The sequence below is a fragment of the Streptomyces sioyaensis genome (genome assembly GCF_004122735.1).
In the GTDB taxonomy this organism is placed as follows: Bacteria; Actinomycetota; Actinomycetes; order Streptomycetales; family Streptomycetaceae; genus Streptomyces; species Streptomyces sioyaensis.
In genome coordinates this window covers 1-10,878 of the sequence record NZ_SDIF01000164.1, presented here as the reverse complement: position 1 = coordinate 10,878, position 10,878 = coordinate 1, and the positions used below count along the sequence as shown (strand labels likewise).

The window sequence follows — 10,878 nt, the reverse complement described above, 5'->3', positions numbered from 1 at the left end:
CATCTGTCGTGCTCCTAAGGCGGATCGAGGGAAGTACGTCGTCGGCCGCGGACCTCACCCCCCATGCGGCCCCCGTCCTCGCGGCGGGCCCCGGCTCCGCGGCCGACGACGTACTTCCCTCGATCCGCCTTAGGAGCACGACAGATGAACGTCCAGCCGACCACACGCCACGCGGACCGGGGGGATGCACGATGAGGGTGCTGCTCATCGGCGCCAACGGCTACCTGGGCCGCTATGTCGCCGACCGTCTGCTCGCCGACCCCGCCGTCCAGCTCACCGCCCTGGGGCGGGGCGACGACGCCGATGTCCGCTTCGACCTCGCCACCGGCAGCCCCGGCGCGCTCACCCGCTTCCTCGACGCGGTCCACCCCGGCGTCGTCGTCAACTGCGCGGGCGCCACCCGCGGCGGCGCCCGCGAGCTGACCCGGCACAACACCGTCGCGGTCGCCACCATCTGCGAATCGCTGCGCCGCAGCAGTTGCGGTGCCCGGCTCGTCCACCTGGGCTGCGGGTCCGAGTACGGGCCCTCCCAGCCCGGCTCGTCCACCGCCGAGGACGCGGTGCCCCGCCCCGGCGGCCCGTACGGCGTCAGCAAACTCGCCGCCACCGAACTCGTCCTGGGCTCCGGGCTGGACGCGGTCGTGCTGCGGATCTTCTCGCCGGTCGGCCCGGGCACCCCGGCGGGGTCGCCGCTGGGCCGGCTCGCCGAGGCGATGCGCCGTGCCATGCAGTCCGGCGACAGCGAGCTCAAGCTCGGCGGGCTCGGGGTGCAGCGGGACTTCGTCGACGTCCGCGACGTGGCCCGCGCGGTGCACGCCGCCTCGCTGTCCGCCGCGCAGGGCGTCGTCAACATCGGGACCGGCCGCGCCGTCCGGCTGCGCGAGGCCGCGTCCGTGCTCGCCCGGGTCGCCGGCTTCGGCGGTGCGCTGCACGAGATCGACTCCCCGCCCGCCCGGCTCGTCATCCCCGGCCCGTCCCCCGAGCACCCGGTCGGCTCGCCGCCCGCCACCTACCCGTATCCGGACGGCTGCGGCACCTGGCAGCAGGCCGATGTGCGCACCGCCCGCGACCGGCTCGGCTGGCGTCCCCGGATCGTGCTGGAGGAGTCCCTCGCGGACATCTGGATGGAGGCCGCATGTCGCATCTGACCACCTCTGCTGGCGGCAGCCGCGCCCCGACCGGCGCCACCGGGGCCGGCATCGGCGTACCGGGCTTCGCCCATCCGCTGCTGGCCCCCGCCGAGTGGGCCGAACTGCTGCGCTGCGCCGGCGGCTTCCTGCCGCGGTACGCGCCGGGCCGTGGCGGCCCGGCGCCGGTGAGGCCGGGCGCGGTGCACTGGGCGGTGCTCAATGTGTCCAACGGGCCCGGTGCCCGCCCCGACCCGCACTGCCTGCCGGCCGCGTCCCGGGTGCGCGAGACGGGCGTACGGATACTGGGCCACCTCGACCTGGGGCTCGGTACCCGCCCCTTCGGGGAGCTGCTCACCGATGCCCGCCGCTACCTGGAGTGGTACCGGGCCGACGGCTTCTGGCTGGACCGCTGCCCCACCGACCGGACCCAGCTGCCCGCGACCCGGCGCCTGGCCACCACCCTGCGTGCCCTGTGCGGCGGCGGCCACCTCGTCTTCGGGCACGGCAGCCACCCCCACCCCGGCTATGCCGAGTCCGCCGACCAGCTCGTCACCTTCGCCGGTTGCTGGGACGACTACCGCTGGTCCCAGGTGGCCGAGTGGACCGCCGACTACCCTCCGGAGCGGTTCTGTCACCTCGTTCACGGGGTGCCCCGCAGCCATCTCGACGAGGCACTGCGGATCGCCCGCTGGCAGGGAGCGGGCACGGTCTACCTCACCGACCGCCGAGCCGCCGAGGCGGCAGGGGCCACCGGGGACGCCTGGGCGTCACTGCCCGGTTACTGGGACGATTTCGTCTCGCGCATCGGAACAGGTGTCTCGGAATGAAGAAGGGCGTGGCAGTGTTACGGGAGAGCAATCTCCCCCACTCTCGGCTCCGCCCGTGCGGGGGGAACCCCATCAAGACCGACCAACGGAGTTCCCGTGTCGCTGCCACCCCTGGTCGAGCCCGCTTCCGAGCTCACCGTCGATGAGGTCCGCAGGTACTCCCGCCACCTGATCATCCCCGATGTCGGGATGGACGGGCAGAAGCGGCTGAAGAACGCCAAGGTGCTGTGCGTCGGCGCCGGTGGCCTGGGCTCGCCCGCACTGATGTATCTGGCCGCGGCCGGCGTCGGCACGCTCGGCATCGTGGAGTTCGACGAGGTCGACGAGTCGAACCTGCAGCGCCAGATCATCCACAGCCAGGCGGACATCGGCCGCTCCAAGGCGGCCTCCGCCAAGGACACGGTGCTGGGCATCAACCCGTACGTCACCGTCAACCTGCACGAAGAGCGCCTGGACTCCACGAACGTCATGGAGCTGTTCGCGCAGTACGACCTGATCGTGGACGGCACCGACAACTTCGCCACCCGCTACCTGGTCAACGACGCCTGTGTGCTGCTGAACAAGCCGTACGTCTGGGGTTCGATCTACCGCTTCGACGGTCAGGCGTCGGTGTTCTGGAGCGAGCACGGCCCCTGCTACCGCTGCCTGTACCCGGAGCCCCCGCCGCCCGGCATGGTGCCCTCCTGCGCCGAGGGCGGCGTCCTCGGTGTGCTGTGCGCCTCCATCGGCTCCATCCAGGTCAACGAGGCCATCAAGCTGCTCGCCGGTATCGGTGACCCGCTCGTCGGCCGGCTGATGATCTACGACGCCCTGGAGATGACCTACCGTCAGGTCAAGGTCCGCAAGGACCCGGACTGCGCGGTCTGCGGGGAGAACCCGACCGTCACCGAGCTCATCGACTACGAGGCGTTCTGCGGCGTGGTCTCCGAGGAGGCCCAGGAGGCCGCCGCCGGCTCGACGATCACTCCCCGGCAGCTCAAGGAGTGGATCGACGGCGACGAGAAGATCGAGATCATCGACGTCCGCGAGCCGAACGAGTTCGAGATCGTCTCGATCCCGGGCGCCCGGCTGATCCCGAAGAACGAGTTCCTGATGGGCACCGCCCTCCAGGACCTCCCGCAGGACCGGAAGATCGTCCTGCACTGCAAGACGGGCGTCCGCTCGGCGGAGGTCCTGGCCGTGCTGAAGTCCGCGGGCTTTGCCGACGCCGTGCACGTCGGCGGCGGCGTCATCGGCTGGGTCAACACGGTCGAGCCGGAGAAGCCGGTCTACTGACCGCCCCGCACCCCACACGCAAAGGCGCCGGTCCGTCTCGTACGGACCGGCGCCTTCGTGCGCTGCGGCGGAGCGGACCCCGCCGGCCGAGGCTCAGATCTCGCCCTTGCGCGTCAGATAGTTGAACGCCAGCCAGCCCGGCAGCGCCGGCAGCCAGAAGACCAGCAGCCGGAACAGCAGCACCGCCGGGACCGCAGTGCCGGCGGGCAGCCCGGCCAGGGTCAGCCCGGTGATCAGCGCACTTTCGACCGCGCCCACCCCGCCGGGGGTCGGCGCGGCCGAGCCCAGCGCGTTCCCCGCGAGGAAGGCGACCGCGATACCCGCGTAGGTGATCTTGTCGCCGCCGCCGAAGGCCCGGATCGAGGCGTCCAGGCACATCACGTTCGCCGCCGTCAGCAGCAGCATCCCGCCGATGCCGGTGACCAGCTTCCCGGGCCGCTGCAGGATGTCCAGCATCCGCGGCACCACCCCCGCGAACAGCGACCGCACCCGCCGGGAGACGAACTTGCGCAGCGCCGGCACCGCCGTGACGACCAGGACCAGGACGGCCACGGTCAGCAGCCCGGCGATGACCGCACGGGACGGCGAGATCGACGGGGTCTGCTCCTGGGTGCCGGTCACATAGCCGAAGACCAGCAGCAGCAGGACGTGGCTGCCCAGACCGAACAGCTGGGACGCGCCGACGCTCGCCACCGCCAGACCGGGCCGGACCCCGGCGCGCTGCAGGAAGCGGGTGTTGAGCGCCACCCCGCCGATCGCCGCGGGCGCCACCAGCTTCACGAAGTTGCCCGCGATCTGCGCGATGACCGTCCGGACGAACGAGACCCGCTCCGTGACGAACCCCAGCAGGCTCATCGCCGCCGCGATGTACGTCAGCGCCGAGAAGAACATCGCGACCAGCACCCATACCCACCCGGCCTTGCTGACCACATCGCCCAGGTTCACGTGGATGAGCTGGGTCAGCAGCAGATACGCCGCGAAGGCGCCGGCGATCCAGCTGATCAGGATGCGCGGGCTGAGCCGCTCCAGTTTGGCGGGCTGGATCACCGCCGTCGGACGGATCAGCAGCACCTGCCGTCGGATCTGCGCGAGCAGGTCTTCCTCACGGGCCTCCTCCGAGGCCTCGTCCAGGGCGCGCTTCTCGGCGTTCTTCTCCGCGTGCCGCTCGGCCCGCAGCGTCTTGCGGTCCTTGGTGCCCTCCGCCTCGCGCGCCTCCCGGGCCTCCTTGGCGGCCTGCGACGCGGCCAGCACCGCATCGCGCTCCCGCTGGGAGCGCTCGCGGGCGAGCTGCCGCAGCGTGGCACGGGTGGTGCGGCTGAGCGCGATCGGCTGGAGCAGCGGCAGGCTGTCGGCGACCGCGTCCGGGCCGAGCACCTCGACGGCCGCGGCCACCGCCCGCTCGGCACCGACCCGTAGTCCGCAGGTGGCCAGCAGCTGGGCGATGTCCATCCGCAGGACGAGGTCCCCGGCCGCGATCTCGCCGCCGCGCAGCTCGGTCAGCACGATATTGCCGGAACGATCCACCAGCAGCGCGTCACCCACCAGCCGCCGGTGCGCGATCCGCCGCGACTGCAGCGCCTCGACCTGCCGCCAGGCGCTGTGCATCAGCGTGTCGGTGATCTCCTCGTCGGCCAGTGAGTCGAAGCTGCGGCCGGCGATGTGCTCGTAGACCAGCATCACCGCGTCCGGGCCGAGCTCCGAGGTGGCGATCAGCTTCGGGGCGTTGGCGCCGGCCGCGATGGCCGCGTACGCCAGCAGCGCCTCCTGCTCCAGCGCCTGGCGCAGCGACTGCAGACTGCGGCGCTGATTGATGCCGCGCAGCGACAGCCGGCGCCACACCCGGTAGAAGAAGCCCTGCGCCTGCTGCTCGCGGTCGACGACGGTGACATCGATCGGCGGGCCGTCCTCCAGGGTCACCAGGTAGCGGCGGCCGCGGTCGGTGTGCTCGGGCGTCTCCGCGCCGGCGTCCTCCGCCCGCAGCGCGGAGACCGGATGGAAGCCGACCCGGCGCAGCCCCGCGAGGAGGTTCTGGCCGGTGGGGCGGACGTTGGGGGAGCCGACGGCGTAGAGGGTGCCGTAGGCGACGGTCCAGCCGATCAGTACGGTCGTGATGATCGCGAACGGTGTGGTGTACCGACCGACCAGCACCGCGAACGCGTCCAGCAGCAGCACGCACCACATCGCGACCCGCCAGCGGGGCCGCCGGTACATTCCCACCGCCGTCATATAGGCGATCACGGGCGCCAGATAGCTGTGCACCGGAGCGGACAGCGAACCGTTGTCCAGGGTCTGGGTCAGCGCGTCCCGGATGGAGGCGGGGGCGGACTCGGCCACCCACAGGTCGGTGGCCAGCGACACCCCGTGGGCGAGGACGGCGGCGAGCACCCCGTCCGCGATCCGCAGCCCGTCCCGCTTGATCAGCCGCTCGACGGCGAACGCCACCGGCACGATCAGCACCGCGACGCTGGACGTCAGCCCCGCCAGGTTGATCAGCAGCGGGGGCGCCGCCTTGGCGCCGGTGCCGATGTCGTTCTCCAGGCCCTGGGTGGTGCCGTGCGCGAACGTGGCGAGCGCGAGGACGAGCGCGATCCCGGCCATGCCGAGCAGCAGCCGCAGCAGGTCGGAGGGCCGGTGCACCCGGGCGGGCAGCAGCGGCTCGTCGCCGGAGACCCGGTCGACGTGGAATTCGCCGTGCTCGTCCGCGGTCAGGTCGCTGCGGTGCGCGCCCGTGCGGGCCCGTCCCCGGGAAGCCCCGGACGCCGGCCGCTCGCCGCGGTCCTGCGCGCCGCGGTCCTGCCCGGCCCGGCCGTCCTCGACCTGATCGGACTGCTTGTCGTCCCGCTCCTCCTGGTGCCGCTCGGTTGGCTCGGGCTCCTCGGGTCCTTGTGGCCTCTCGGACGCCCCTGGTCGTTCGGCCTTCTCGATCGTGCTCGCCTTTTCGGTAGCGGAAGCCGTGGCCGGCCTCCGTTGGTGCTTCCCCTGTGGTGCCGCCTGCTGCCGCTCCGGCAGCCCGGTCGCCGCGGCCGGTCCGTGCGCGGTGCCGGCGGCGTCGACGGACCGCGCCTCAGGGGCGCCCGCCTCCCGTGGAGGCGCCGCGCCCTGCTGCTCGGCCGTCTCTTCTTGATCTCGTATCACCAGTCACCGTCCGGAAGATGGTGGCACGACCGACCGGTGGAGGAGGGCATCAGGGTGCATTTCGGGGGAGCGGGAAGCGGAACATCCGCCGCCGACCGGGGCCGGCGGCGCCGCCCCGGCGACCTGTCCGGTGGTGCACCACCGTGTGCCCGATCCCATTGTCGGTGCCGTGCGGCAGGATGGACCGAATGAGTGGGACCGGAGATTCGACGGCGGGTGAGCTCCCCGCATACGCGGAGCGGGTCCTCGCCGTCGCCGAGCTGATCCCGGCGGGCCGGGTGATGACGTACGGGGACGTCGCCGAGTGGCTCGACGAGGGAGGACCGCGGCAGGTCGGCAGGGTCATGGCGCTCTACGGCGGCGCGGTGCCCTGGTGGCGGGTGGTGCGCGCGGACGGCGTGCTGCTGCCCGGCAGCGAACTGCGCGCGCTCGCCCATTACCGCGACGAGGGCACGCCGCTGCGCACCACCCCGACGGGGGACACCCCCGCAGGGGGCACCCGAGGCGCCCCGGTGACGCGCGGGCACATACCGCGCCTCGACATGCGGCGCGCCCGCTGGGACGGGCGCCAGGAAGGCACCCCTCCCAGCGGGCTGCCGTAGTGCCGGCGCCCCGCCTCCCGGCGCACCGGGAGGCCGCCGCCGGGCCCGCCGGACACCTGGCGTAGCGTCGGGCAGCGCCGTCCGGGCGACGGCCCCGCCGCGCGCCGAGCCGCCCGGCCGGCAGCCCGACCCGCTCCGCGCACCGCGCGGCGGCCCGCAGCCCCTCTGCTCCACGACCAGCACCCTCCTCAGGACCGGCGATCCACGTGAGTTCCTCCTTCTCGGCCGCCCCGCCCACGCAGCCCCACCGGGCGGCACGGCGGGACGCCGCCGGCGCGTACCGGCTGGTGCGCACCGCGCCGGGGCGGGTGGATCCTCCTGCCTTGGACGCAGCCCAGCGCGCCGTGGTTGACCACCGGCACGGGCCGCTGCTGGTGCTGGCCGGGCCGGGCACCGGCAAGACCACGACGCTGGTGGAGTCGGTGGTCCGCCGGGTGCGCTCCGGCGACGACCCCGAACGGATCCTCGTCCTCACCTTCAGCCGCAAGGCAGCCGTCGAACTCCGCGACCGGCTCGCGGCCCGGCTGTCCGGACCGGACGCACCGTCCGCCGGGCCCGCGGGCCCCGGCAGCGGCCCGCGCCGGCCGGGCATCCCGCAGGCGACGACCTTCCACTCCTTCTGCTACGCCTTGGTCCGCGCCCACCAGGACGCCGAGCTGTTCGCCGACCCACTACGGCTGCTGTCCGGACCCGAGCAGGACCTCGTGGTCCGTGAACTCCTCGCAGGACAGGCGGAACTGGCCGGCGCGGGCCGCGGCCGGGTGCGCTGGCCGGACGAGCTGCGGGCGTGCCTGACCACCCGCGGCTTCGCCGACGAGGTCCGCGCGGTGCTCGCCCGCAGCCGCGAACTGGGCCTGGGCCCCGACGCCCTCGCCGCCTTCGCCGCCCGCACCGGCCGCCCCGACTGGAGCGCCGCGGCCGGCTTCCTCGCCGAATACCTCGACGTCCTGGACGCCCAGGGCGTACTGGACTACGCCGAGCTGGTGCACCGCGCGGTGCTGCTCGCCGAACACACCGACACCGCGGCGCAGCTGGCCGCCGCCTATGACGCGGTCTACGTCGACGAGTACCAGGACACCGACGCCGCCCAGGTACGGCTGCTGCGCGCACTCGCCGGCAACCACACGGCGTCCGCCGCACCGGGCTCCCCGGGACGCACGCTCGTCGCGTTCGGCGACCCCGACCAGTCGATCTACGCCTTCCGGGGCGCCGACGTCAACGGCATCCTCGACTTCCCCGAGACGTTCCGGCGCGGCGACGGCGCCCCCGCCCCGGTCGCCGTCCTCGGCACCTCCCGGCGCTCCGGCGCCGCCCTGCTCGCCGCCACCCGGCTGCTCACCCGCCGGATGCCGCTGACCCGCCTGCCCGCCGCGAAGGTACGCGCCCACCGCGAGCCCGTGCCCGTACGGGACGGCGGCCGCGTCGAGGCGTACACGTACCCGACGCCCGGCGCCGAACTCGACAACATCGCCGACATCTTGCGCCGCGCCCACCTGGAGGACGGGGTGCCCTGGCGCGAGATGGCCGTCCTCGTCCGCGCCGGCGGGCGCTCGTTGCCCGCCGTGCGCCGCGCGCTCACCTCGGCCGGCGTACCCCTCGACATAGACGGCGACGATCTGCCGCTGCGGCACGAACCCGCCGTCGCCCCCCTGCTGACGGCGCTGCGGGCGGCGGCACGGGCCGCCCTGCGCCACGACCCCGCCGCCCCTGACGCCCCGCCCGACGAGGCCGCCCCCCAGGACGCCGGCCCCGGGCAGGCCGCCCCGGGCGACGACGCCACACCGGGGCAGGTCGCCCCGGACGACGACGCCGGCGCCCCCCGGTGGCTCGACGCCGAAACCGCCACCGACCTGCTGACCTCCCCGCTGGGCGGCATGGACTCCGCCGACCTGCGCCGGCTGGGCCGCGCCCTGCGCGAGGAGGAACGCAGCGCCGGGCAGCCGCTGCCCCGCCCCTCCGACGAGCTGATCGCCCGGGCCCTGGCCGAACCCCAGCGCCTGGTCGCCCACGACCCCGGCTACGCCCGCGGCGCCCAGCGGCTCGGCCTGCTGCTGCACAAGGCCCGCACGCTCCTCGCCGGCGGCGGCACCGCCGAACAGGCCCTGTGGGAGCTGTGGGACGGCACCCCCTGGCCGCAGCGCCTGGAACGCGCCGCCCACCGCGGCGGCGCCGCCGGCCGCAACGCCGACCGCGACCTGGACGCCGTCGTCGCCCTCTTCGAGACCGCCGCCCGCGCCGAGGAACGCACCGGCGGCCGCGGCGCCCTCAACTTCCTGGAGGAACTCGACGCCCAGGACATCGCCGCCGACACCCTCACCCGCCGCACCGTGCGCCCCGACGCCGTACGGCTGATGACCGCCCACCGCGCCAAGGGCCTGGAATGGCGGCTTGTCGTCGTCGCCGGCGTGCAGGAGGGCCTCTGGCCCGACCTGCGCCGGCGCGGCTCGCTCCTGGAAGCCGACCGGATCGGCCGCGACGGCCTGGCCGAGCCGCTGCCCGCGGGCGCGCTGCTCGCCGAGGAACGCCGGCTGTTCTACGTGGCCGCCACCCGCGCCCGCGAACGGCTGGTCGTCACCGCCGTGAAGGCCGCGGCCGACGACGGCGACCAGCCGTCCCGTTTCCTGACCGAGCTGGGCGTCACCCCTCAGGACGTCACCGGCCGCCCGCGCCGCCCCCTCTCGGTGGCCGCGCTCGTCGCCGAGCTGCGCGCCACCACCGTCGACCCGGCCGCCACCCCCGCGCTGCGCGAGGCCGCCGCCCAGCGGCTCGCGCGGCTGGCCGCCCTCCGCGACGACGACCACCACCCCCTGGTGCCGGCCGCCCACCCCGACACCTGGTGGGGCCTGCACGAACCCACCCACAGCAGCATCCCGCTGCGCGACCGCGACCGTCCCGTGGTCCTCTCCGGCAGCGCCCTCGACCAGCTCGCGCACACCTGCTCCCTCCAGTGGTTCCTGGGCCGCGAGGTCAAGGCGGACAGCCCCGCCACCGCCGCCCAGGGCTTCGGCAACGTGGTGCACGTCCTCGCCGACGAGGTCGCCTCCGGCCGCACCCCCGCCGATCTGGCCGTCCTGATGGAGCGGCTGGACTCCGTATGGGACTCCCTCGCCTTCGACGCCCCCTGGAAGTCACGCCAGGAAAAGGACACCGCGCGCGCCGCCCTGGAACGCTTTCTGCGCTGGCACGTCATGGAACGCGAGACCCGCGGCCGGGACACCGTCGCCACCGAGCACGGCTTCGACCTCACCCTCCGGGCCGGCACCTACGAGGTCCGGATCCGCGGCAGCATGGACCACGTCTCCCGCGACGCGCAGGGACGGGCGTACGTCGTCGACTTCAAGACCGGCAAACAGAAGCCGACCGGACCCGAGGTCGCCCGCCACCCCCAGCTCGCCGTCTACCAGCTCGCGGTGCGCGAGGGCGCCCTCGACGACGCCTTCGACGGCCGCACCCCGGACCCGGGCGGCGCGGAACTGGTGCATCTGCGCCTGGGCGCACCCCAGAAGGAAGGCGGCGACGCGCTGCCCGCCGTCCAGGCGCAGCAGCCACTGGAGGGGGAGTGGGTCGGCGAACTGCTCGCCACCGCCGCGGGCCGCGTCCTGGAGGAGCGGTTCACCCCCACCACCGGCACCCACTGCACCCACTGCACCTTCCGGGCGTCGTGCAGCGCACAGCCGGAGGGGCGGCACGTTGTTGAGTGACTTCCCACGTTGTCGGCTGTCCCGCCGTGGTGGTTTGTCGCCGTTGCGCTTTGCGGCGCGCCGCACGTTGTCGGCTGTCCCGCCGTGGTGGTTTGTCGCCGTTGCGCCTGCGGCGGGCGTGGGTGGTCGGGTGCGGTGCCGCTCCTCCGGACTTCGTCCTGCGGCGCGGCCCCTCCCGTGAGTGGGTGGGAAGAGGCCGGTGGGGGCG

The 10,878-nt window shown here is 74.2% G+C and carries 6 protein-coding genes; 5 read left to right on the top strand and 1 reads right to left on the bottom strand.

The window, feature by feature from the left end:
- The first annotated feature begins 191 nt into the window (after positions 1–191).
- From EST54_RS31075 to moeZ, 3 genes are all read left to right on the top strand, one after another.
- On the top strand, positions 192–1,148 hold the full coding sequence (locus tag EST54_RS31075; RefSeq protein ID WP_129251040.1) for an NAD-dependent epimerase/dehydratase family protein: 957 nt from the start codon (positions 192–194) through the stop codon (positions 1,146–1,148).
- On the top strand, positions 1,136–1,957 hold the full coding sequence (locus tag EST54_RS31070; protein WP_129251039.1) for a spherulation-specific family 4 protein: 822 nt from the start codon (positions 1,136–1,138) through the stop codon (positions 1,955–1,957). The genes EST54_RS31075 and EST54_RS31070 overlap by 13 nt, the downstream gene beginning before the upstream one ends.
- A gap of 96 nt (positions 1,958–2,053) precedes the next feature.
- On the top strand, positions 2,054–3,232 hold the full coding sequence (moeZ, locus tag EST54_RS31065; RefSeq protein ID WP_129251038.1) for an adenylyltransferase/sulfurtransferase MoeZ: 1,179 nt from the start codon (positions 2,054–2,056) through the stop codon (positions 3,230–3,232).
- Positions 3,233–3,325: 93 nt separating this feature from the next.
- Here moeZ and EST54_RS31060 read toward each other — a convergent pair whose 3' ends face one another.
- Positions 3,326–6,367, bottom strand: coding sequence for a lysylphosphatidylglycerol synthase transmembrane domain-containing protein (locus EST54_RS31060; RefSeq protein WP_129251037.1), 3,042 nt, complete (start codon positions 6,365–6,367; stop codon positions 3,326–3,328).
- A gap of 188 nt (positions 6,368–6,555) precedes the next feature.
- On the opposite strand from EST54_RS31060, the gene EST54_RS31055 reads away from it, so the two are divergent.
- Entirely contained in the window at positions 6,556–6,969 is a 414-nt protein-coding gene (locus tag EST54_RS31055; RefSeq protein WP_129251036.1) for an MGMT family protein, read from the top strand.
- Positions 6,970–7,175: 206 nt separating this feature from the next.
- The gene (locus EST54_RS31050) at positions 7,176–10,670 is read left to right on the top strand and encodes an ATP-dependent helicase (protein WP_129251035.1); all 3,495 of its coding nucleotides are present in this window, start codon (positions 7,176–7,178) and stop codon (positions 10,668–10,670) included.
- Positions 10,671–10,878: the final 208 nt, after the last annotated feature.

Excerpts from the sequence above, each read along its gene's own strand:
- EST54_RS31075 (WP_129251040.1), top strand. The coding sequence starts at position 192 with ATGAGGGTGCTGCTCATCGGCGCCAACGGCTACCTGGGCCGCTATGTC.
- EST54_RS31070 (WP_129251039.1), top strand. The coding sequence starts at position 1,136 with ATGTCGCATCTGACCACCTCTGCTGGCGGCAGCCGCGCCCCGACCGGC.
- EST54_RS31055 (WP_129251036.1), top strand. The coding sequence starts at position 6,556 with ATGAGTGGGACCGGAGATTCGACGGCGGGTGAGCTCCCCGCATACGCG.